Source organism: Salmonella sp. SAL00653, assembly GCF_046552515.1.
Lineage (GTDB): Bacteria > Pseudomonadota > Gammaproteobacteria > Enterobacterales > Enterobacteriaceae > Salmonella > Salmonella enterica.
In genome coordinates this window covers 151,083-174,614 of record NZ_JBGDTY010000005.1, presented here as the reverse complement: position 1 = coordinate 174,614, position 23,532 = coordinate 151,083, and the positions used below count along the sequence as shown (strand labels likewise).

Here is a 23,532-nt window from a genome sequence, read left to right as displayed (position 1 = left end):
ATTACGCCGTGAGGTCGGTTTTGTCTGCTGAAGGGTTAATCCTTAATGCCGACTGAACGGATGTACAGCCATATTTTTCTGTCACTGCCATGACCATATTCTGCTTCTCCGGGCCGCAGAGTCCATGCTCGCGATATGATTTGACGGCCGGAGTGAGACTGAGGGAATCATCATGAAATTTACTCTCGTTGCGACGGTTCTACTGACGTTTTCCCTTTCAGCTTTTGCCGTTGAGTATCCGGTATTGACCACCGCGAGCCCTGATCAGGTAGGGTTTGATAGCCAAAAACTTCACCGACTTGATGGCTGGATTCAAAATCAAATTGATGCCGGATATCCCAGCATCAATCTTCTGGTGATAAAAGATAATCATATTGTTCTACAAAAAGCCTGGGGCTATGCCAAAAAATATGACGGTTCCACACTGTTAGCCCATCCCATTCGGGCGACCACTAACACGATGTATGATCTGGCTTCAAACACAAAAATGTATGCCACTAACTTCGCATTGCAAAAACTAGTGTATGAAGGAAAAATAGATGTCAATGATTTGGTATCAAAATATATCCCCGGCTTTAAGGATATGCCAGGGGATAAAATAAAAGGCAAAGATAAACTCCGCATTATTGATATTCTTCATCACGTCGCGGGCTTTCCTGCCGACCCACAATATCCTAATAAAAACGTCGCCGGTAAATTATTCTCACAGAGTAAAAGCACTACTCTGGAGATGATTAAAAAGACACCGCTGGAATATCAACCTGGGTCGAAGCATATCTACAGCGACGTGGATTATATGATTCTTGGTTTTATCATTGAATCGATAACGGCAATGCCATTAGATCGCTACGTCGAAACCACCATTTATAAACCGCTCGGATTAAAACATACCGTCTTTAACCCGCTGATGAAAGGCTTCACGCCGCCGCAAATCGCCGCAACGGAACTACATGGCAACACGCGTGACGGCGTGATTCATTTCCCCAATATTCGCACCAATACACTATGGGGCCAGGTGCATGATGAAAAAGCCTGGTACTCAATGGGCGGCGTTTCAGGACACGCCGGACTGTTTTCTGACACCCATGATATGGCTGTGTTAATGCAAGTCATGCTCAATGGGGGCGGCTACGGTAACGTGAAGCTATTCGACGACAAAACGGTTGCGCAGTTTACTCGCCGCTCGCCAGAAGACGCTACCTTTGGTCTGGGGTGGCGCGTTAACGGCAACGCCTCAATGACCCCCACGTTCGGGGTATTAGCCAGTCCGCAAACGTATGGACATACCGGATGGACCGGAACGCTGACGTCTATCGATCCGGTTAATCATATGGCGATTGTGATTTTAGGTAACAGGCCGCACTCGCCGGTAGCAAATCCTAAAGTGAATCCGAATGTTTTTGTCAGTGGATTATTACCTGCGGCGACGTATGGCTGGATTGTTGACCAGATATATGGTTCCTTAAAATAAAAATTAAGAGCCTATCTCTGTAGGCGTTATTGGCGCAGCCAGTTTGGACACGGACAGCGCGCAAAAACCGGAGCGTACACGTAGTACGTGAGGTTTGACTCGCTACGCTCGCCCTTCGGGCCGCCGCTAGCGGCGTTCAAAACGCTAATGCGTTTTGGCGAGCACTGCCCAGGTCCAAAATGGCAAGTAAAATAGCCCTAATGGGATAGGCTCTAAGAAGGGATTCTGATAGCGTCCCTTCCTTCAATTTACACTCTATTTTCAATACTAAGATTGGCCTCATCAGGCCTGTTAAACGTCGACCCGACGGGAAAATGTTTATCGCAGGGCGTCCAGCCCTGCGAGCGTCAACATTTCTGCAAACGGAGTAAGGTTAGCCAATAAGTTTAAGATTTTTTATCACTCAATCATTTAACCGTTCCAGGCCTTAACCGGCCTACAAATATGCTTATTTAGCTAACCAGTCGAGTATCCCCTGCGCGGCATGTCGGCCTTCTGCCATCGCCGTCACCACCAGATCGGCGCCGCGCACCGCATCTCCGCCGGCGAAAATTTTCGGGTTGGACGTCTGGTAACGAAACTCGCTCTCGACGCTGGCGGCAATACGTCCCCAGTTATCCACCTTCACGCCATGCGATTCCAGCCACGACATACCATGCGGATGAAAACCAAACGCCATAATGACCGCATCCGCCGGCATCACGAACTCGCTGTCCGGTACAGGTACCGGGCGGCGTCGCCCCTGACCATCCGGTTCGCCAAGCCGCGTACGCAAAAAGCGAATACCGCTGGCGCGCCCGTGCGTATCCAGCACCAACTCAACCGGCTGAACGTTAAATTCAAAGTTCGCGCCCTCTTCCCGCGCGTTTTTCACCTCTTTTTTCGACCCCGGCATATTTGCCTCATCGCGGCGATAAGCGCAGGTGACGTTAGCAGCGCCATGACGCAGCGCCGTACGTACGCAGTCCATTGCGGTGTCACCGCCGCCCAGCACAACCACGTTAAGGCCCGCAGTATCAATAAACGGCTCGTCAGGCAACGCCGGAAGCCCCATCACCTGTTTGGTATTGGCGATGAGGAATGGCAACGCATCATATACCCCCGGCGCATCTTCATTCGGTAAATCAGCCTTCATGGAACGATAGGTTCCAACCCCAACAAAGACGGCGTCATAACTCTCCAGCAGCGTCTCCAGAGAAATATCTTTCCCTACTTCGCAGTTAAGCTCGAAACGAATCCCCATCGCGCTGAAGATTTCCCGACGGCGCGCCAGCAGAGATTTATCCAGTTTGAAAGCCGGAATACCAAAGGTGAGTAAACCGCCGATTTCCGGATGGCGATCGTAGACGGTGGCGCTTACGCCATGGCGCGCCAGCACGTCAGCGCAGGCAAGACCTGCCGGCCCCGCGCCGATAATCGCCACGCGCTTATCGCTCTTCTGTACGTCCGACAGGTCGGGACGCCAGCCTTTGCTCAGAGCGCGATCGGAGATATAACGCTCAATGTTGCCGATGGTAACCGCGCCATACTCATCGCGGAGTGTACACGCGCCTTCGCATAGCCGATCCTGCGGACAGACGCGCCCGGTAATTTCCGGCAGACAGTTGGTCTGGTGGGAAAGCTCTACCGCCGCATCAATATCGCCGGCTTTCACCAGTTCGATCCACTGGGGAATATGGTTATGCAGCGGACAGGTCCATTCGCAGATACTGTGTTCCCCGCATGTGAGGCAGCGGGCCGCTTCACGCTCCGCCTGCGCGGCGCGAAACGGCAGATAAATTTCCTCAAAGGTGGTTTTACGCGCTTCAATCGCCAGTTTATCCAGTTCGCCGCGCGGCGGCGTCGCCTGCATACGCTCGACTTTGCTGCTTGCTGTCCCACTGTGTTGTGTATCCACGGTATGCCAGGGGCGAATCTCCTGCCGGGCGGTACGCAGCCGTCGCGTTTTAGCCAGACGGGTCAACGAGTCTTCGGTGACCAGTTGCAGCGCATCCGCCGGGCAATTTTCCACACAGGCCGGACCCTGTTCACGTCCCTGACACAGATCGCATTTATGCGCGCTGGCTTTGAACTGGTTTGGCGCGACGGGCGTCAATACCATCTGCATGGTGCCGAATGGGCAGGCGACGACGCAGGATTTACAGCCGATACACTTCTGCGCATTGACCTGCACGCTGTCGTTAATATGCGCGATCGCGCCGTTCGGACAGCTACAGCTACGGGCGCAGGGCGCATCTTCGCAATGGTGACATGTAACCGCGCTGCGCTGGCGCTGATGTTTGATGACAGTAATTCGGGGCTGATAGCGCTGTGACGTCAGGACATGTCGCTCATCATTGTGAGCCATTACGCAGGCGACCTCGCAGGCATGGCAGCCCAGACACTGCTGGCTATTGGCCATAATAAAACGATTCATGGCGTCCTTCTGTTTTGGTTGCAAAAACCTTATTCTTTATATGAGCATTGTTATTAACTGACGAAGGCGGGGTCGGCAATGTTCATCTGCCCAGGAAGCACAACTATCTGTCCAGAACCTGTGGCAGATCAATTTATTTCAAAGCAAATGAAATTGCGGTTCAGCTAAATGCGGGGAGTACCAGTGTGACGGTTAAACGCCCGGTCTCGGCCAGTCTGGCTAAGGCTTTTTTCTATATTGTGCTGTTGTCTATTCTGTCCACCGGCAGCGCATTACTGACGCTGACCAGCAGTTTACGGGATGCCGAAGCGATCAATATCGCCGGTTCGCTACGAATGCAGAGCTATCGGCTGGGTTACGATCTGCAAAGCCGTAGCCCGCAGATTAATGCGCATCGTCAACTTTTCCAGCACGCGCTCAACTCGCCGGTACTGCAAAATCTCAACGCCTGGTATGTGCCGCAGGCGGTGAAAACTCGCTACGCGCGCCTGCACGCCAACTGGCTGGAGATGAATAGCCGCCTACAGGACGGCGACATTGCCTGGTATCAGACCAATATCAACAATTACGTCGATCAAATTGATCTCTTCGTTCTGGCGTTACAGCATTACGCCGAGCGTAAAGTCATGCTGGTCGTCGCCATATCGCTGGCGGGCGGTATCGGCATATTTACGCTGGTCTTTTTTACCCTACGGCGTATTCGCCAGCAGGTCGTTCGCCCGCTGAATCAACTGGTCACCGCCAGTCAGCGAATTGAACATGGTCAGTTCGCCCCGCTGCCGCTGGATACCAGCTTACCCAATGAGCTGGGATTGTTGGCGAAAACGTTTAGCCAGATGTCGAGCGAGCTGCATAAACTTTACCGTTCGCTGGAAGCCTCGGTGGAAGAAAAAACGCACGATCTGCACGAAGCGCATCGCCGCCTGGAGGTGTTATACCAGTGCTCCCAAGCGCTGAATACCAGCCAAATCGATGTCCACTGTTTTCGCCATATTTTGCAAATTGTCCGTGAACATGACGCCGCCTGGTATCTGGAGTTAACCGTGGGCGATAACTGGCGGATTAGCGAAGGCACGCAAAGCCCCGACCTGCCGATGCAAATGCTGCCAGTGACGATGCAGGACACGGTCTATGGCGAACTCCACTGGCAAAGCCCCAACGTTAATGCCTCTACGCCGCTGCTGAACAGCGTCTCCACGATGCTGGGGCGTGGTTTGTACTTTAATCAGGCGCAAAAACACTTCCAGCAACTTTTGTTAATGGAAGAGCGCGCGACGATTGCCCGTGAGCTACACGATTCGCTGGCGCAGGTACTTTCTTATTTACGTATTCAGTTAACGCTTTTGAAGCGCGCCATTCCAGAAGATAACGCCGGTGCGCAAAGCATCATGGCGGATTTCTCCAGAGCGCTGAACGACGCCTACCGTCAGCTTCGGGAGTTACTCACCACGTTCCGTCTGACGTTACAGCAGGCCGATTTACCCTCCGCATTGCATGAGATGCTGGAAGATTTACAGAGTCAGACTCCGGCCAAACTCACGTTGGATTGCCGTTTACCCACGCTGGCGCTGGATGCGCAAATGCAGGTACATTTATTGCAAATTGTGCGTGAAGCGGTCCTGAACGCCATTAAACACGCCAACGCGAGCGAAATCGCCGTGAGCTGCGTCACCGCGCCTGACGGCGATCATACCGTTTATATTCGCGATAATGGCATTGGTATCGGCGAACCGCATGAGCCTGCCGGACACTATGGTCTGAATATAATGCGTGAGCGCGCGGAGCGGCTTGGCGGCACGCTGAATTTTTCGCAACCCTCCGGCGGCGGCACGCTGGTCAGTATCAGTTTTCGCTCCTCCAACAAGGAAGAGAGTCAGTTAACGTAAAGAACGGCAAATCACCGGAAGGCCAGATGTCAGGCTTTCCGGCGTTGGCACAAAAAGTATGCTGTAAAAGCGCATGATAATTTACATTATCTCCTTTATTTCTCCACGTTTGGCTCGTAGCTTGCCGCTACAGTGAAGCAGTTCAAATCTATAACGATATGTAGAAACACGAGGTTCCCCTTTAATGGCGAATTTTTTTATCGATCGCCCCATTTTTGCCTGGGTGCTGGCTATCCTGTTGTGTCTGACAGGGGCGTTAGCCATTTTTTCTTTACCTGTTGAACAATATCCCGATCTGGCGCCGCCCAACGTACGTATTACCGCGAATTATCCGGGAGCGTCAGCGCAAACGCTGGAAAATACCGTAACCCAGGTTATTGAGCAGAATATGACGGGCCTCGATAATCTGATGTACATGTCATCACAAAGCAGCGGAACCGGACAGGCGACCATCACCCTGAGCTTTATTGCGGGAACCGATCCTGATGAGGCGGTTCAGCAAGTGCAAAATCAGTTACAGTCCGCGATGCGTAAACTGCCGCAGGCGGTACAGGATCAAGGCGTCACGGTACGCAAAACGGGCGATACCAATATTTTGACCATCGCTTTCGTCTCTACCGACGGTTCTATGGACAAGCAGGATATCGCCGACTACGTCGCCAGTAATATTCAGGACCCGCTCAGCCGCGTCAACGGCGTGGGCGATATTGACGCTTATGGTTCACAGTACTCTATGCGTATCTGGCTCGATCCGGCCAAATTGAATAGTTTTCAGATGACCACGAAAGACGTGACCGATGCAATTGAGTCGCAGAATGCGCAAATCGCCGTCGGGCAGCTTGGAGGTACGCCTTCGGTCGACAAGCAGGCGCTGAACGCCACCATTAATGCGCAGTCGCTGCTGCAAACGCTGCAACAATTTCGCGATATCACCCTGCGCGTTAATCAGGACGGTTCCGAGGTCAAACTGGGCGATGTCGCCACCGTGGAGCTGGGGGCGGAAAAATATGACTACCTCAGCCGTTTTAACGGCAATCCGGCTTCCGGTCTTGGCGTTAAGCTGGCTTCCGGCGCGAACGAAATGGCGACCGCGAAGCTGGTACTGGATCGCCTCAACGAGCTGGCGCAGTACTTCCCTCACGGCCTGGAATACAAGATCGCGTATGAAACCACCTCCTTTGTCAAAGCCTCGATTATCGATGTGGTCAAAACGTTGCTGGAAGCTATCGCGCTGGTTTTCCTGGTGATGTATCTGTTCCTGCAAAACTTTCGCGCCACGCTGATTCCGACGATCGCCGTGCCGGTAGTATTAATGGGCACCTTCTCCGTGCTTTACGCGTTTGGCTACAGTATTAACACATTAACCATGTTCGCGATGGTGCTGGCGATCGGGCTCCTGGTCGACGATGCCATCGTGGTGGTGGAAAACGTCGAACGTATCATGAGCGAAGAAGGGCTCACGCCGCGTGAAGCGACGCGCAAATCCATGGGACAAATCCAGGGGGCGCTGGTCGGTATCGCGATGGTGCTGTCTGCGGTATTCGTGCCGATGGCGTTCTTTGGCGGTACCACCGGGGCGATTTATCGTCAGTTTTCTATTACAATTGTCTCGGCAATGGTGCTGTCGGTGCTGGTCGCCATGATCCTGACACCGGCGCTGTGCGCAACGTTATTAAAACCGCTGCACAAAGGCGAGCAGCACGGGCAACGCGGATTTTTCGGCTGGTTTAACCGTACCTTCAATCGTAATGCCGAACGTTATGAGAAAGGCGTAGCGAAAATTTTGCATCGCAGCCTGCGCTGGATTCTGATTTATGTTCTGTTGCTTGGCGGAATGGTGTTCCTGTTTTTGCGCCTCCCCACCTCCTTTCTGCCGCAAGAAGATCGGGGCATGTTCACTACGTCTATCCAGCTACCGAGCGGCTCTACGCAACAGCAGACCCTGAAAGTTGTTGAAAAGGTTGAAAACTATTACTTCACCCATGAGAAAAACAACATTATGTCGGTCTTCTCGACGGTCGGTTCCGGCCCTGGCGGGAACGGGCAAAACGTCGCGCGCATGTTTGTTCGCTTGAAAGACTGGGACGCGCGCGATCCCACCACCGGCTCCTCGTTCGCCATTATTGAGCGGGCGACAAAAGCATTTAACCAGATTAAAGAAGCTCGCGTCTTCGCCAGCAGCCCGCCGGCAATTAGCGGTCTGGGCAGCTCCGCCGGTTTTGACATGGAATTACAGGATCACGCCGGAGCAGGCCATGACGCGCTGATGGCCGCACGAGATCAACTCATTGAGCTGGCTGGGAAAAACAGTTCCTTGACCCGCGTGCGCCACAACGGCCTGGACGACAGCCCGCAACTGCAAATTGATATTGACCAACGAAAAGCGCAGGCGCTGGGCGTATCGATTGACGATATCAACGACACCCTGCAAACAGCCTGGGGATCGAGCTACGTCAACGACTTTATGGACCGTGGTCGCGTGAAGAAGGTCTATGTTCAGGCCGCAGCGAAATATCGTATGTTGCCGGATGATATTAATCTTTGGTATGTCCGTAACAAAGATGGCGGCATGGTCCCCTTCTCCGCCTTCGCCACCTCGCGCTGGGAAACCGGCTCGCCGCGTCTGGAACGCTATAACGGCTATTCGGCGGTAGAAATTGTCGGAGAGGCCGCGCCGGGAGTCAGTACCGGGACGGCGATGGATGTCATGGAGTCGTTGGTGCATCAGCTACCGGGCGGTTTTGGCCTGGAATGGACAGCCATGTCTTACCAGGAACGGCTCTCCGGCGCGCAGGCGCCCGCGCTGTACGCTATTTCGCTATTAGTCGTCTTCCTGTGTCTGGCGGCATTGTATGAAAGCTGGTCGGTGCCCTTCTCGGTGATGCTGGTTGTGCCGCTCGGCGTCATTGGCGCGCTACTCGCTACCTGGATGCGCGGGCTGGAAAACGATGTTTACTTCCAGGTGGGGCTGTTGACCGTTATCGGTCTCTCGGCGAAAAACGCGATTCTGATTGTGGAATTCGCCAACGAAATGAATCAGAAGGGACACGCGCTGTTAGACGCCACGCTGTACGCCAGCCGCCAGCGCCCGCGACCGATACTGATGACTTCGCTGGCGTTTATCTTTGGCGTATTGCCGATGGCCACCAGCACCGGGGCAGGCTCGGGTAGCCAACATGCTGTCGGAACCGGCGTGACGGGGGGAATGATCTCAGCAACCATTCTGGCTATCTTCTTTGTACCCCTGTTTTTCGTGCTGATACGTCGCCGCTTCCCGCTGAAGCCGCGCCCGAAATAAGATCCCGGCCAGCCTGATACGAGGTGTCGGGCACAAAAAAGGCGACTTTCGTTGAGTCGCCTTTTCTTATCCCCTATGGGAGCGCGGTGCCTTCCAGGCATTTATTTACGAAGCATGACTTCGATAAAATCTTTCCAGTTCCCCAGTTCACGTTCAATCATAATAGCCTCTCTTATTATTATGGGTATTCTACGTAGTTAGCGGTATAGAGAGAAGTTCATTTAACCGATTGTTGCGATATCCTCTGGTTATGCTGTCTATGATATTACTATGGCGCTGTAGCCGTAAATTTTATGTGACTTACTGCAATATTTAGCAACATTAATACCTTTTCTACTACTTTATCAAATTGGGTTAAAAAACAAACAATTGCATATGCACAAAATAGGATTTATTCCACGAAGTATAAACAAGCCACATCTGGAGCGTTTTGGAATCATTATTCACATTCACTCAACAATGTTATATTGATTGCCGATCAGCGCTGGATAAATAACCATAAACGGCCACACTTATTATCCCGCAGACGATACTATTGATTATTTATTCGAATTTCGCGTTAAAGGATTCAATATGATTACCCTCTATGGCATTAAGAATTGCGACACGATCAAAAAAGCGCGCCGTTGGCTGGGGGAGCATGGCATTGATTATCGTTTTCACGATTACCGTGTGGATGGCATAGACCTCCCTCTTCTTAATACCTTTATTGCCGAACTCGGCTGGCAGCCTTTACTGAATACGCGCGGCACAACATGGCGCAAGCTGGATGAAGGCCACCGCAGCGGGATTACCGATGCCGACTCCGTCGCTGCTCTCATGGTTGAACAGCCGGCAATCATCAAACGCCCATTGCTCTGCGCGCCCGGGAAGCCTATGCTGCTTGGTTTCAGTGAATCCCGTTATCAGCAGTTTTTTGATGAGGTGTAGTCTATGTCGTGCCCGGTTATTGAGCTGACACAGCAACTTATTCGTCGCCCCTCCCTGAGTCCGGATGACGCAGGCTGTCAGGCATTAATGATTGAACGCCTGCGTAAAATCGGTTTTACCATTGAGCATATGGATTTTGGCGACACGCAAAATTTTTGGGCATGGCGTGGGCGTGGCGAAACGCTGGCGTTCGCCGGGCATACTGACGTCGTACCGGCTGGCGATGTCGATCGCTGGATCAATCCGCCGTTTGAACCTACGATTCGCGACGGAATGTTGTTCGGTCGCGGCGCGGCGGATATGAAAGGTTCACTGGCGGCCATGGTGGTGGCTGCTGAACGTTTTGTTGCGCAGCATCCTCATCACCGGGGCTGCCTCGCATTTTTGATTACCTCTGATGAAGAAGCCAGCGCAAAAAATGGCACCGTAAAGGTGGTTGAAGCGCTGATGGCCCGTAACGAGCGGCTGGATTACTGTCTGGTCGGCGAACCCTCCAGTACCGAAATTGTGGGCGATGTCGTCAAAAACGGACGTCGCGGTTCTCTCACCTGTAACCTCACTATTCATGGCGTTCAGGGGCACGTCGCCTATCCGCATCTGGCGGATAACCCTGTTCATCGCGCTGCGCCTTTTCTTAATGAACTGGTCGCTATCGAGTGGGATCGGGGCAATGACTTTTTCCCGGCCACCAGTATGCAGGTAGCCAATATCCAGGCAGGCACCGGCAGCAATAATGTCATTCCCGGCGAACTGTTCGTACAGTTTAACTTCCGTTTCAGCACGGAACTGACCGATGAGATAATCAAAGAACGGGTACATGCGCTGCTTGAGAAGCATCAGCTACGTTATACCGTAGACTGGTGGCTTTCCGGTCAGCCGTTCCTGACCGCGCGCGGAAAGCTGGTGGACGCGGTGGTAAACGCCATTGAGCACTATAATGAAATTAAACCGCAATTACTGACGACGGGCGGTACGTCCGACGGACGTTTTATCGCCCGTATGGGAGCACAGGTGGTAGAACTGGGGCCGGTGAACGCCACCATTCATAAAATTAATGAATGTGTGAATGCCGCCGATCTCCAGCTACTGGCCCGTATGTATCAACGCATTATGGAACAGCTCGTCGCCTGATGAGCGTTCCGGTAAGAGGAAATAAGCATGGACTGGCTGACAAAATATTGGTGGATTCTGGTATTGGTGTTTCTGGTAGGCGTACTGCTGAATGTGATCAAAGATCTCAAACGCATCGACCATAAGAAATTCCTTGCCAATAAACCTGAGCTGCCCCCGCATCGCGATTTTAACGATAAGTGGGACGATGAAGACGACTGGCCGAAGAAAGATCAGCCGAAAAAGTAACCGGATATCATGTCGGACAGGTATCGCTAGCCGGCATGGTCCTCACCGCCGGGCATTACGTCGCGCAAACGCTGCGTTCGTCCGGCATCCAGCGCAATCAGCGCCTGCGCCGCCTGCGCACGCTGCAACGCCAGCAGAGCTTTACGGCCTGAAATGCGTAGCCGGGCGCACAGTTCGGCATCGCTGGCTTTTTCCTCCAGCCGCCCTCTCAGCGCCGGTAATGGCAATGCGCTGTATTGCAGTAAACGATGCAGGCAACCTAACGATGTCAGTAGCGGGCGGTGCGCGAAAGCAAAACCTACCAGCTCACGCCAGTCTTCATCATTAAGCGCCTGTTCATCTAACGCCGCCAGCGGTATCGCCTCGCCGTTCCACTGCGTCAGGATATCCGCATCGCGGCGCAAACGTCGGTGTTCCTGCTGCGCCAGCCGTTTTCCCGCGTCGCTCAGCGGCAATAACGCCATCGCCGTATAGCAACCGCTGCTCGCCTCCCGATGGTTGCCCATCCGTACCAGTACAAAGCCGCAGCGTTGCCAGAAACGCCACAGCTCCGGCGTATAGCCGAAGCTGACGGAAAGATAATCACACTGCGCCGCCTGCATGCACGCGCAGACAATCAACTGCTGACCGATGCCTTCACGCTGGCGAGCGGGGTGCACTGCGATACGGCTTACGCGACGCCCAACCAGCGTCGCGGCTAAAGGGTCGCTACCGTGCGCCGCCAGCGACTGCGCCACCAGATTTCCACGCGGACGCCGGAAACCGCACCATACAGCCTGACTGAGTTCTGCGGATAACCCACCCTCTTCGACCAGCCAGAGGGCGCCCGCCACACGGTTATTCGCCGTAGCCTGCAAGAAATGCTGTCCTGGCGCATCCATCATTCGGCGCAGATCCAGCGGCGAAGTACGATAGTGCGCCCCCGACAGTAACTGATACACAGCCCTCGGCAACGCGGGCGTCTCCCTCCAGGCCTGCTGGTAAAACGCCGAGATTGCTATCCCGCCATGCGGCGCCTGCGCAAACGCTTCATCGTCGAATATCAGCGCCTCGCTGACGATATTTTCCAGCGGGCATTCTGGCGCCCAGCGGACAGGCTGACGAAGCGTGAAGCGGTGAAGCTGCGGAAAACGGGCGCAAAACTTAAGTAAAAAACCGCGTCCGGTGCCTTCGTAGCCCTGAACGGTGGTGGTGAGTAGTATGCGGGGAAAGCGCGAAACCAGTTGCAGCAGCAGCGGCGCGGGGATTGCCGCCGCCTCGTCAACTACCAGCCAGTCGGCTCTTGCCCCGCTCGCCAGCAACGCATCCGGCGCCATAAAGCAGAACCGCTCACCGGCAAACGCTGCCAGGATATCCGTTGCCGTTTTCGCCGGTGCGGTCACGATAGCCGTGCCCGCCATCCGGGAGATGAATTGCCCGGCCAGCGCCGATTTGCCGCGCCCACGGGGGGCAATCACCGTCGCCACGCCGGGCGGCATTTCACGTAAACGCGATAAGATAGCCGCCTGCTCCGGCTGCGGCTCGCCGGTGGCGGGTCGCCAGCGTCCACGGAAAGGATAAGATGGCCAGCAAAACGGCTGGCGCTGTCGCCAAAGCAGCGTTTGCGGATCGCGGGAAAGAGTCCGTTTAAGATGCTGTGCAAACTGCGGTGTAGGGATAGGCTGCGCGCAGTCGCTCCAGCGCAGTGAATCGGTATCAGGCCTGCTTTCCCACGTCTCGTACGGCGGCATCAGCAGAAGCAGCCAGCTTCCGGCCTGCAAGGTCCCGCTCAGAGCGGCAAACGCTGCGGCGTCAAAGCCCTGCCAGGCATCAAATATCGCATGACGGAATTCACGGCCCAGCAGCGTTTGTAACGCCTGTGGCGTACAGCGCAGCTGGGCGGGCGCGTCAGGCGAGACCCACAGCCAGTCACCGGGCAATACAGCGCGTATCGCCTCGGCCCGTTCCCGGCACCACGCCGCATCGCCGCTGATGACCAGTAAACGGCGAATACCTTCCTGTGTCATTTGCGACGTTAACGCCCGTAGCGCATCGATATCAGACATCCCTGCCCCAGTTTATCAAAAGTTTTTGCCAAACGTATTACATTGCGCCGGGTCACCGCTGTCAAATCCACGCTTAAACCAGCTGTAGCGCTGTTCTGAGGTGCCGTGGGTAAAACTATCCGGCACGACGCGCCCCTGCCCCTGTTGCTGTAAGCGATCGTCGCCGATAGCCTGTGCGGCATTGAGCGCCTCTTCCAGATCGCCCGCCTCCAGTACGCCTTGCTGCTGCATACTGTGTCCCCACACGCCGGCAAAGCAATCCGCCTGTAGTTCCATGCGCACCGAAAGGCGATTCACCTCCGTTTGCGACGCGTTTTGCTGCAACTGGCGTACTTTCGGCTCAATACCTAACAGTTTTTGTACGTGGTGGCCGACTTCGTGGGCGATGACATAACCCTGAGCAAAATCACCGTCCGCGCCCAGCTTATTTTTCATATCATCGTAAAATGAGAGATCGATATAGACGGTGCCGTCCGCCGGGCAGTAAAACGGCCCCATCACGGACTGACCCGCACCACAGCCGGTGCGCGTCATACCACGGTACATCACCAGTTTTGGCTGCTGATAGCCGCGCCCCATTTTTTGAAAGAGTTGCCCCCAGGTATCTTCGGTCGTCGCCAGAATCACCGAGGTAAATTTTGCCGCTTCATCATCATTGGGGCTTATCGAACGCGTCGACTGCTGCTGCGAAACCGGCTGACCGGTCAACAGACCGGTTAAATCCACCCCATAGTACCCTGCGACCAACACCACCACCAACAGAATGATGCCGCCTTTTCCGCGCGGAAGACGAAAGCCTGGGCCACCCAGCGAGGGGCCGCCTGGCCGATTACGTCTGTCCTCTACATTGTTACTTTCACGACGCCCTTGCCAGCGCATAATCACCTCATTCTCTCTTTGTTATACAGATGATCGTAGGCGGTCAGGCGCAGGATTACCACAGGTAAACGCTATCAGAATGAGGAAAGGATGATACCGGAGAGCGGTTGCCCCCCGGTCAGAAGCGGAATTAATCTAATTTCACGCCCAGTCGATGCGCGACGGCTTCATAGGCTTCAATCAGACCGCCCAGGCTCTGGCGGAAGCGGTCTTTGTCCATTTTGTCCAGCGTCTCTTTATCCCACAGGCGGCTGCCGTCCGGCGAAAACTCATCGCCCAGCACCACTTCGCCTTTATACAGGCCAAACTCCAGTTTGAAATCCACCAGGATAAGACCCGCGTCATCAAACAGTTTTTTCAGTACGTCGTTGGCTTTGTAGGTTAGCCCTTTCATACGCGCCAGATTTTCCTGACTTACCCAACCGAACGTTTCACAGTAGGAACTATTCACCATCGGGTCGTGCAGCGCGTCGTTTTTCAGGAACAGATCGAATATCGGCGGGTTAAGCTCCATGCCTTCTTCCACGCCCAGACGCTTGACCAGCGACCCAGCCGCACGGTTGCGCACCACACATTCAACCGGCACCATCTCCAACTTCTTCACCAGACACTCGGTATCAGACAGCAAACGTTCCATCTGGGTCGGGATGCCCGCCTCGGCCAGTTTGGTCATAATGAAATGGTTGAATTTGTTATTTACCATGCCTTTGCGATCAAACTGTTCAATGCGCGCGCCATCCCCTGCTGACGTATCATTGCGGAATTCGAGCACCAACAGGTCCGGGTTTTCCGTGCTGTATACGGTTTTCGCTTTACCACGATACAACTCAGCTTGCTTTTGCATCTTTAACACTCCTGGGTGTGAATTAACGATAAGTATTCATTTCCTGCTACGCCTGCCGGAGACGTCGGCCTGTAATTGTGGTGCGAAATAGCGGTTAAATCGCGTTTTTGTACCGACGCACACGTTTGCGTATCTTATCAGAAAAAAGGGCCGGATTACTCCAGCCCTGTTAAATTACTTGTTGAACGCTGCCTGGAAGACGGCAACCAGCGCGTCGTTCTGGCTTTGCGTCAGAGTATGCCCCTTAGGATCGATAAACTGCAAGCTGCTGCGGTTATCTAAATCGCCGACCTGCAATTTATAGTCTCCGGATGCCAGGCCCGGGTCGCTAGCGCCCAGATCCCGCCAGTCGCTGTCAGACAACGGTTTGTACGTTACCGCCATGCTGCCCTGAGAGCGAGTGCTGTCGGTGACTTTCATGCCCACTTTTTCCAGCGCGGCCGGGAGGCGTTGCCACACGAGGTTGAACGGACCGCGAACGACCAGCATAGGTAAACCGGTATCATCAGCGGCGCTCTGCACATCCATCGTTGCGGCGGAACGGTTCTGCGCGGCATTTGCCGCATCCGTAGCGGTCTTATCCAGACCGGCGGAAATGACGTTCATCATTTCCGTGCTATAGCGCTGCAGCGACGCCGCATCAGCAACCGGCTTGCCAGCCTGTTCCAGATTAACCAGTTTTACCGTTACCGCCTGCTGATAGCCCTGCGGCTTCACCGAGATTTGATAACGTCCACGATACTGTTCGTCTTCATCCAGGCGGTTCCAGCTCACCCAATCGGTCGTCAGGATCTGGCTGGCATCGTCACGTTTTTCAATCGGATAATTTTTCGCCTGAATCACGCTGACGACTTGCGGCCACAGCGTGCTGCTCCGGCCATTCTCCACCAATAGCGTAGCGGTATCGCCAGAGAACTGGGTACGCGCGCCGCTCACTAACGCTAACGGCTGCGCTGGCGGACGGATATCCAACGCCTTACCAACCGCGCCGCTCCCCTTCGTGACCGGAATAACGTAGTCGCCGGTCGTTATCGGCAGGATCATTCCTGCCGGGGCGTGAAGTTCAGCAAGCGGCGCGGCATCCAGATAGGATTCATCGCCGCTTACCTGGCGCTTGTAGCGCGAATCGGAACTACAGGCAGCGAGCAGCAAAACAAGCGAAACACCCGCAACCTTCGCCAGGCGCGACTTTTGTACTGAGTAAGCCATCAAATCTCCCTAAACTTTACAGCAGGCCAGCATGCTGAAGCGCTGCTTTGACGATGTCACGACCATGGTCTGTGATAGGCGTCATTGGCAGGCGCAGCGTGTCGGTCGCCACAAGACCCAATGCCTTACATGCCCATTTCACCGGGATAGGATTGGGTTCGACAAATAGTTTGTTGTGTAACGGCATCAGACGCTGGTTGATAGCGCGCGCCTCGGCAAATTGCCCTTCCGCCGCCAGTTTGCACATGTCAGCCATATCGCGCGCCGCTACGTTAGCCGTAACGGAAATCACGCCATGACCACCCAGTTGCATAAAGTCCAGCGCAGACGCGTCATCACCGCTAAGCAGAATAAAATCGTCTGAAACCAGCTCTTTGATCTGGTGAACGCGGGTTAAGTTCCCTGTCGCCTCTTTGATAGCGATAATATTTTTTATTTCCGCCAGACGACCCACGGTTTCCGGCAACATGTCGCAACCGGTACGGGGCGGCACATTATACAGAATTTGCGGCAAGTCAGTGTGTTCCGCGATGGCTTTGAAATGCTGGAACAAACCTTCCTGCGTGGGGCGATTGTAGTACGGCGTTACCGTCAGGCAGCCAACAATGCCGCTATCGTTAAAACGCTGCGTCAGGCTAATCGCTTCCGCGGTCGCGTTTGCGCCCGTGCCGGCGATAACCGGAATACGTCCGTCAGCCAGTTCCAGCGTCATCATCACGACATCGCCATGTTCATCATGGCTTAGCGTGGCAGACTCGCCGGTAGTGCCAACCGAAACAATCGCCGAGGTACCGTTGGCGACATGATAATCAATGAGTTTTTTCAGGCAAGACCTACTGACGTTACCTTTCTCATCCATCGGCGTAACAAGCGCGACAATACTTCCCGTGAACATGGGCCATCCTCTGTGCAAACAAGTCCCTCAATGGTACGTTTGGTATGGCAATAAAAGCAAGCGACCAAAGCCGTTCTGATTGTTGTATGCAGGTTTTTTTTATGGTTTCCTTAAGATTACCTCACCGCTCAAAGGAATAACTGGTTTGACACCGTCATCACAACACTATTTGGTTATCACTGCGCTGGGCGCCGACAGGCCCGGTATTGTGAATACCATTACTCGCCATGTCAGCAGTTGCGGCTGTAATATCGAAGACAGCCGACTGGCGATGCTGGGCAATGAATTCACGTTTATTATGCTGTTGTCCGGCACGTGGAACGCGATTACCTTGATTGAATCGACATTGCCGTTAAAAGGCGCAGAGCTGGATCTGCTGATTGTGATGAAACGGACGTCCGACCGCCCCCGCCCGGCAATGCCCGCGACGGTATGGGTTCAGGTTGAGGTCGCCGACTCCCCGCATTTAATTGAGCGATTCACCGCGCTGTTTAATAGTCATGAAATGAATATTGCGGAGCTGGTCTCCCGCACACAGCCGGCTGAAGGTGATAAAGCTGCGCAATTATTTATTCAAATCACCGCACATAGCCCGGCGTCGCAAAATTCCGCAAATATTGAGCAAGCCTTTAAAGCACTATGTACAGAACTCAATGCGCAAGGCAGTATAAACGTCGTCAATTACTCACAACATGATGAACAGGATGGAGTTAAGTAATGAATCCACTGAAAGCCGGTGATATCGCACCGAAATTTAGCTTGCCGGATCAAGACGGGGAACAAGTAAATTTGACCGACTTCCAGGGACAGCGCGTTCTGGTTTATTTCTACCCAAAAGCCATGACACCCGGCTGTACCGTGCAGGCCTGCGGCTTACGCGATAACATGGACGAGCTCAAAAAAGCAGGCGTGGACGTGCTGGGCATCAGCACCGATAAACCTGAAAAACTCTCCCGTTTCGCTGAAAAAGAGCTGCTGAACTTTACCCTTTTGTCCGATGAAAACCATCAGGTGTGTGAACAGTTCGGCGTCTGGGGCGAAAAGTCGTTTATGGGCAAAACGTATGACGGCATTCACCGCATCAGCTTTTTGATTGACGCTGATGGTAAGATTGAACACGTCTTTAATGATTTTAAAACCAGCAATCACCATGATGTGGTGCTGAACTGGCTGAAAGAAAACGCGTAAAAGCCTCAGGCCGCGCTGATGTGCGGCCTGGAAAGGGAATGCGCCGTCAGGCTTGCCGCGCCAGACGCCATATCGCCGCCACATTGCGCGCCGACAGGCTCAGGTTATATTCCGCCTCGTGTAAGGCTTCCGGCAGCGTAACGATATGCGACAAAATCGACAGCGCCGCATCGATACCCTGTTGATACACAACGTGATGATCGTGTTGCAGCCCACCGGCGAGCGCGATAACCGGTTTATGATACCGCTTCGCCACTCTGGCGACGCCAATCGGCGTCTTGCCGCAAATACTTTGGCTGTCCAGCCGCCCTTCTCCGGTAATCACCAGATCGGCATCTTTAACCGCCTGCTCAAGCTGTAGCGTTTCCACGACAATCTCTACGCCGGCGCGTAATTCCGCATTGAGCAATCCTAAAAGCGCGGCGCCCATTCCACCTGCCGCCCCCGCGCCGGGAGCATTAATCACCTCACATCCCGTAGCCTGATAAATATGTCGGCCCCAGTTTTCCAGCGCCGCGTCCAGGGTGTTCACCATTTCCGCTGTCGCCCCTTTTTGTGGGCCAAAAATGGCCGATGCGCCCTGGGGACCACACAGCGGATTGTTGACATCACACGCCACGGTTATCGATACCTTACGCAGCAATGGGTGACAACCGGACAGATCGATAGAGGCCAGCGCCGCCAGCGCCTCGCCGCCCGGAGAAAGCGAGCGCCCTTGTTTATCGCGCAATATAACGCCAAGCGCCTGCATCATCCCCGCGCCGCCGTCATTCGTCGCGCTGCCGCCAATTCCCAGAATAATACGCTTTACGCCACGCTCCAGCGCCGCGACGATTAACTCGCCGGTGCCGTAGCTGGTGGTATTAAGCGGGTTGCGCAATTCAGGCGAAACGTGATGCAGCCCGGATGCCGCCGCCATTTCAATCACGGCGGTATCGCTATCGCCCAGCATTCCCCAGCGCGCGGCCACCGGTTGCCCAAGCGGGCCTTGTACCCACTGGTCAACATAACGCCCGCCGCTGGCCTCCACCATTGATTGTACAGTTCCTTCCCCGCCATCCGCCATGGGCACTTTAACGTAGTCGGCGTCAGGATAAATTTCGCGGAACCCCTTTTCTATCGCCTCAGCGACCGCCATTGCGGACAAACTTTCTTTAAATGAATCAGGAGCAATAACAATTTTCATAGGGATTATCCTGCAAAACCAAAGAAACCGAACATCAGAGTAGAAATAAAGGTAATGGCTAACCCCACCAGCGTTTCATACGGCATTAGCTTTAAACGTTCATGAATTTGCATATTGACGCTGCCGCCCGTCGCGTGGAAAAAGCTGCCGTGCGGCAGATGGTCCAGCACCGTGGCGCCCGCATGGATCATAGCGGCTCCCGCCAGGGCGGAAACGCCAAGTTCAAGTAACGTGGGAGAGAAAACGCCGGACGCCACCGCCGTTCCCGCCGTGGTTGAGGCCGTCGCCATTGACATCATGGCGCCAGACACGGGCGCCAACAGCCAGGACGGCAATCCCGAAGCGGTGAGGCCATGAATCAGGACATCTTTAAGTTCGGAATTAGCGATAATGCCGGCCAGCGTACCGGTTCCCAGCAACATAATAGCGACAGGCGCCATACGCATCAGACCGGCGACCATGTACTGGTTACAGTGGCGCGCGCGTCCCATCAACAGCAGACCGACCAATCCCCCTACGGGCAGGGCAATTAACGGGTCAATGGAAATGCCGGCAAACGGACGGAGAGAAAGCAGGAAAATAGCGACCAGCGGCGCGCTAATCGCCACCAGAAAGCCTGGTCTGGCGACGGAGTCATCATGGTGAGTCACTTCATGATCGGCGACGCCCGCGCCTTTATTATTCAGCCGTTTCGCTAACAGATAGGCGATAATAAGCCCAACGATGCCCGGAACCACGCCCGCCAGCATAATAGAGGTAAGAGGAACATGAAACGCATCAGAGGCGGCAATAGCGTTCGGGTTGGGTGACATCACATTACCCGCTTTGCCGCCGCCAACCATCGCCAGCAGAATAGCGCTTTTTGACAGCCCTGCATTACGCGCAATCGACAGCGCAATCGGCGCGACGGTAATCACCGCCACATCAATAAATACGCCGACGGCGGTCAAACATAGTGTGGCAATGGCTAATGCCAATAATGCCCGGGTTTCCCCCACTTTGCGGACAATCGTCTCAGCAATCGTATTCGCCGCCCCGGACTCAATTAATACGCCCGCCAGTACGCCTGCGGCCAGAATACGCAATACGGCATTAACGATGCCCTGCGCGCCTGACACCATCAGCGACACGGTTTGCAGAAGATCGGCGCCGCCAATCAAACCGCCGACCAGCGCGCCCGCCATCATGCCGTAGGCTGGCGACACTTTTCTTAAAATTAATACGATGGCCACAACCAATGCGGCAATGGCTCCCAGGGTGGATATCGACGTCATATACTGCGCCTCCTTTAACATGGAGCGCGCAGTATGGAAAACCCGCCTAAAAATCCGCTGGAGCTTTCAACAAATTTCGATTCGACCTGGCAGCGGTAACTTGTCGGACGGTACAGATTCGGCCTGGAGCTCCATACCGATATAAAGCCAAAGCGTACTTTTTAACTCGTTGATTTTTATGTGCGTAATATCCTCACAGCGCTGTAAGCGATAGCGCAATGTATTCACATGAATATGCAATGCTTTGGCCGTTTGCGTCAGGTCACAATTATGTTCAAACCAAGTCCGCAGCGTCTGTTGCAATACGCCTTTCGCGTCATGTTGCGCCAGTTGCAGCCACAGACGCGATAACTCCTGCACTTGCCAACTTTCAGACAGCCCGCTTAGCAGCGCGGGAAGCGCGTGGTCATGATAAAAAATGTACTGGCTGCGCAGCTTTTGTCTTTTCGCCATCGCCTGCGTGGCTCTCGCTGTGAGCAAAGATCGGTGCAATCCCGTCTCGCCGGCAAAATAGCCCCCAACCAAAATACGGCTAAAGCCCGATGATGCAGCCCATGATTTAAAAATCTGCAATTCGCCCATTTCCTGGCGGGTATTCCACTTTCCCTCTTTTAACGTGATAGGCTTAATAATGATTAATTCATTAAATTCGGTAAACGTCACCAAATGGTTACGCGCGTGATTCTCGAAATAATCCATTACATTGCGCAGCGCTTCGCGATCCGGCTGGGAAAGTTCAATAATCAGCACCACTCTGGGAACCGCCAGATCAATACCCAGATAGGCCGCCATGGAGCGCAACGACTCTGTTGAATTTTCTCGTAAAATCAATTGGTTGATCAGCTCTTCGCGATAGCGTTTATCCCATTGTCGCTGTTCGATCAGCACCATATGCTCGATCACCAGCTCCGCCGCCATTTTAACCAGCTCGGCATACGCGCGAACCTCCTCCGGCTCGCCGGTAATGCCGACCACGCCGATAAGCTGTTCATGAAAAGAGATGGGAAGATTAATGCCGGATCGCACGCCTTTAAGCTGATTGGCGGTAGCGGAATCAATTTCTACAATACGGTTTTCCTTCAGCGCCAGAATGGCCCCTTCGTGACGCTGGCGAAGCCGCGAAGGTTCGCCAGACGCGATAATGACGCCATGCTCATCCATGACGTTTACCGAGTAAGGAATAATTTTCATGGCTCGCTGTACAATTTGCCGCGCGGTATACCCTTTCAAGTAATGTTTTCTCAACACACTCATTCCCTGTTTCGTTATCGCTTCACATTAAAAAAACAATCTCGCATCAATGATGTCACTTATTAACGAATTTCTCAGAAGAATGCTTAGGCTAAGTCACCAAATTTTGGCGGCTTTACAGCGAGAATTTTGTAGGTTCCGACAATAAAAATGCCGCAACACGGTGCGGCATTAAAAAAAAGAGCGGCTTTCTAAGCGCTTGTCCCTCATCAGGCGTGCGCAAAATGGCGGCAGGGCACTATGATGTCGTTCACGCTTTACAACTTTTGTACTGACCGCTCAGGATGAGGCATCCGTCACCTGACCATCCGGCCAGGCATGGACAACGGCTTTAATCAGCGTCGCCAATGGAATGGCGAAAAACACCCCCCAGAATCCCCACAGACCGCCGAAAATCACCACTGACAGAATAATCACCAGCGGATGCAAATTCACCGCTTCGGAGAAAAGTACCGGTACCAGCAGATTGCCATCCAGCGCCTGAATAATCAGATAAACGGCAAAACAGCTCCAGAATTCCGTCCCCAGGCCAAACTGAAACAGCGCGACGCCCACCACCGGAATTGTCACCACAAAGGCGCCGATATAGGGGATCAGGACCGAAAAGCCCACCAGTACCGCCAGCAGCAGCGAATAGTTGAGTCCAAACAGCAAAAAGCCCAGCCAGGTCGCTACGCCCACCACCACCATCTCCAGCACTTTTCCGCGGATATAGTTGGTGATCTGCTGATTCATCTCATTCCACACCTGCCCCGCCAGCCCGCGATTACGCGGCAGTACGCGGCGCACGGCATTCAGCATCTGCTCTTTATCTTTTACCAGGAAAAAGACCATCAGCGGCACCAGCACCAGATATACCGCCAGCGTCAGTAGCCCGACTAACGACGCCAGCGAATACTTCACCACCGAATCTCCCATGTTAAGCATCCGGGTACGCATGTTTTCCGCCATCGCATCAATAATGCCCGCATCCATCAGCGCCGGATAGCGTCGCGGCAAGGTCGCGGCGAAATCGGACAGTTTATTCAGCATACCGGGCATATCACGAATCAGGTAAATACCCTGCTGCCAGGCAATCGGCATCACCACAAAGGCCATTAATAACAGAATGCCGACAAAGAGGATAAGGACAATGGAGGCTGCCCAGCGCCGGGAACAGCCAATCGCCTGCAGGCGCGCCGTCGGCCACTCCAGCAGGTAGGCCAGTACGATTGCGACCAGCAGCGGCGCTAACAGGCCGCTAAAGAAAAAGAGGATGCTAAAACCAGCCACCAGAATGACCAGCAAGGCAATCGCCTCCGGGTCGCTGAAGCGACGGCGATACCATTGCATTAACATTTCGAGCATAAAACCCTTCCCAGAACTCAACTGCGGGATTGTGATGCCGAATTGTATCGAAAT

The 23,532-nt window shown here is 53.9% G+C and carries 19 protein-coding genes; 8 read left to right on the top strand and 11 right to left on the bottom strand.

Annotated elements, in window-relative coordinates; translation table 11 throughout:
• The first annotated feature begins 172 nt into the window (after positions 1-172).
• On the top strand, positions 173-1,471 hold the full coding sequence (gene pbp4b, locus ACLJRU_RS08490; RefSeq protein ID WP_000673293.1) for a penicillin binding protein PBP4B: 1,299 nt from the start codon (positions 173-175) through the stop codon (positions 1,469-1,471).
• 448 nt (positions 1,472-1,919) lie between these two features.
• On the opposite strand, the gene aegA is transcribed toward pbp4b, so the two are convergent.
• A complete protein-coding gene (gene aegA / locus ACLJRU_RS08485) occupies positions 1,920-3,887 on the bottom strand; it encodes a formate-dependent uric acid utilization protein AegA (protein WP_023235126.1) in 1,968 nt (655 codons plus the stop codon).
• 185 nt (positions 3,888-4,072) lie between these two features.
• Here aegA and narQ point away from each other — a divergent pair, with 185 nt between their 5' ends.
• Positions 4,073-5,773, top strand: coding sequence for a nitrate/nitrite two-component system sensor histidine kinase NarQ (gene narQ / locus ACLJRU_RS08480; protein ID WP_000216814.1), 1,701 nt, complete (start codon positions 4,073-4,075; stop codon positions 5,771-5,773).
• A gap of 184 nt (positions 5,774-5,957) precedes the next feature.
• Positions 5,958-9,071, top strand: coding sequence for a multidrug efflux RND transporter permease AcrD (acrD, locus tag ACLJRU_RS08475; protein ID WP_023235127.1), 3,114 nt, complete (start codon positions 5,958-5,960; stop codon positions 9,069-9,071).
• 101 nt (positions 9,072-9,172) lie between these two features.
• Here acrD and ypfM read toward each other — a convergent pair whose 3' ends face one another.
• Positions 9,173-9,232, bottom strand: a complete 60-nt coding sequence (gene ypfM, locus ACLJRU_RS08470) for a protein YpfM (RefSeq protein ID WP_001386977.1) — start codon at positions 9,230-9,232, stop codon at positions 9,173-9,175.
• Positions 9,233-9,644: 412 nt separating this feature from the next.
• Here ypfM and ACLJRU_RS08465 point away from each other — a divergent pair, with 412 nt between their 5' ends.
• Genes ACLJRU_RS08465 through ACLJRU_RS08455 form a run of 3 tightly spaced genes read left to right on the top strand, consistent with a single transcriptional unit; the run spans position 9,645 to position 11,360 of the window.
• On the top strand, positions 9,645-10,001 hold the full coding sequence (locus ACLJRU_RS08465) for an ArsC family reductase (RefSeq protein ID WP_023235128.1): 357 nt from the start codon (positions 9,645-9,647) through the stop codon (positions 9,999-10,001).
• A gap of 3 nt (positions 10,002-10,004) precedes the next feature.
• Positions 10,005-11,132 (top strand): succinyl-diaminopimelate desuccinylase, encoded by a 1,128-nt coding sequence (dapE, locus tag ACLJRU_RS08460; RefSeq protein WP_023235129.1) that lies wholly within the window; start codon positions 10,005-10,007, stop codon positions 11,130-11,132.
• Positions 11,133-11,159: 27 nt separating this feature from the next.
• Entirely contained in the window at positions 11,160-11,360 is a 201-nt protein-coding gene (locus ACLJRU_RS08455) for a YpfN family protein (RefSeq protein WP_001540594.1), read from the top strand.
• A 26-nt stretch (positions 11,361-11,386) separates the two neighbouring features.
• Here the strand turns inward: ACLJRU_RS08455 and tmcA are convergent, their stop codons facing one another.
• The 5 genes from tmcA to dapA all read right to left on the bottom strand — a co-directional run bounded on the left by tmcA (position 11,387) and on the right by dapA (position 17,232).
• Positions 11,387-13,405 carry a tRNA cytosine(34) acetyltransferase TmcA gene (tmcA, locus tag ACLJRU_RS08450; protein ID WP_001279845.1) on the bottom strand — a complete coding sequence of 673 codons (2,019 nt, stop codon included), beginning with the start codon at positions 13,403-13,405 and terminating at the stop codon, positions 11,387-11,389.
• A gap of 15 nt (positions 13,406-13,420) precedes the next feature.
• Positions 13,421-14,284, bottom strand: a complete 864-nt coding sequence (locus ACLJRU_RS08445) for a neutral zinc metallopeptidase (protein ID WP_001267523.1) — start codon at positions 14,282-14,284, stop codon at positions 13,421-13,423.
• Between the two features lie 130 nt (positions 14,285-14,414).
• On the bottom strand, positions 14,415-15,128 hold the full coding sequence (gene purC, locus ACLJRU_RS08440; RefSeq protein WP_023235130.1) for a phosphoribosylaminoimidazolesuccinocarboxamide synthase: 714 nt from the start codon (positions 15,126-15,128) through the stop codon (positions 14,415-14,417).
• A 174-nt stretch (positions 15,129-15,302) separates the two neighbouring features.
• Positions 15,303-16,337, bottom strand: a complete 1,035-nt coding sequence (bamC, locus tag ACLJRU_RS08435; RefSeq protein WP_000331873.1) for an outer membrane protein assembly factor BamC — start codon at positions 16,335-16,337, stop codon at positions 15,303-15,305.
• Between the two features lie 16 nt (positions 16,338-16,353).
• Positions 16,354-17,232 (bottom strand): 4-hydroxy-tetrahydrodipicolinate synthase, encoded by an 879-nt coding sequence (dapA, locus tag ACLJRU_RS08430; protein ID WP_023235131.1) that lies wholly within the window; start codon positions 17,230-17,232, stop codon positions 16,354-16,356.
• 145 nt (positions 17,233-17,377) lie between these two features.
• Between dapA and ACLJRU_RS08425 the strand changes: the two genes are divergently transcribed.
• Complete coding sequence (locus tag ACLJRU_RS08425; protein ID WP_023235132.1) at positions 17,378-17,950, top strand: glycine cleavage system transcriptional repressor; 573 nt, start codon at positions 17,378-17,380, stop codon at positions 17,948-17,950.
• Positions 17,950-18,420 carry a thioredoxin-dependent thiol peroxidase gene (gene bcp, locus ACLJRU_RS08420; RefSeq protein ID WP_001068686.1) on the top strand — a complete coding sequence of 157 codons (471 nt, stop codon included), beginning with the start codon at positions 17,950-17,952 and terminating at the stop codon, positions 18,418-18,420. Before ACLJRU_RS08425 ends, bcp begins: the two co-directional genes overlap by 1 nt.
• A 46-nt stretch (positions 18,421-18,466) precedes the next feature.
• Here the strand turns inward: bcp and ACLJRU_RS08415 are convergent, their stop codons facing one another.
• From ACLJRU_RS08415 to ACLJRU_RS08400, 4 genes are all read right to left on the bottom strand, one after another.
• Complete coding sequence (locus tag ACLJRU_RS08415) at positions 18,467-19,606, bottom strand: glycerate kinase (protein WP_000706375.1); 1,140 nt, start codon at positions 19,604-19,606, stop codon at positions 18,467-18,469.
• A 5-nt stretch (positions 19,607-19,611) separates the two neighbouring features.
• Positions 19,612-20,880 (bottom strand): GntP family permease, encoded by a 1,269-nt coding sequence (locus ACLJRU_RS08410; protein ID WP_000200859.1) that lies wholly within the window; start codon positions 20,878-20,880, stop codon positions 19,612-19,614.
• Positions 20,881-20,946: 66 nt separating this feature from the next.
• Positions 20,947-22,134, bottom strand: coding sequence for a sugar diacid recognition domain-containing protein (locus ACLJRU_RS08405; protein ID WP_001533732.1), 1,188 nt, complete (start codon positions 22,132-22,134; stop codon positions 20,947-20,949).
• 276 nt (positions 22,135-22,410) lie between these two features.
• Entirely contained in the window at positions 22,411-23,478 is a 1,068-nt protein-coding gene (locus tag ACLJRU_RS08400) for an AI-2E family transporter (protein ID WP_000892056.1), read from the bottom strand.
• Positions 23,479-23,532 lie beyond the last annotated feature (54 nt).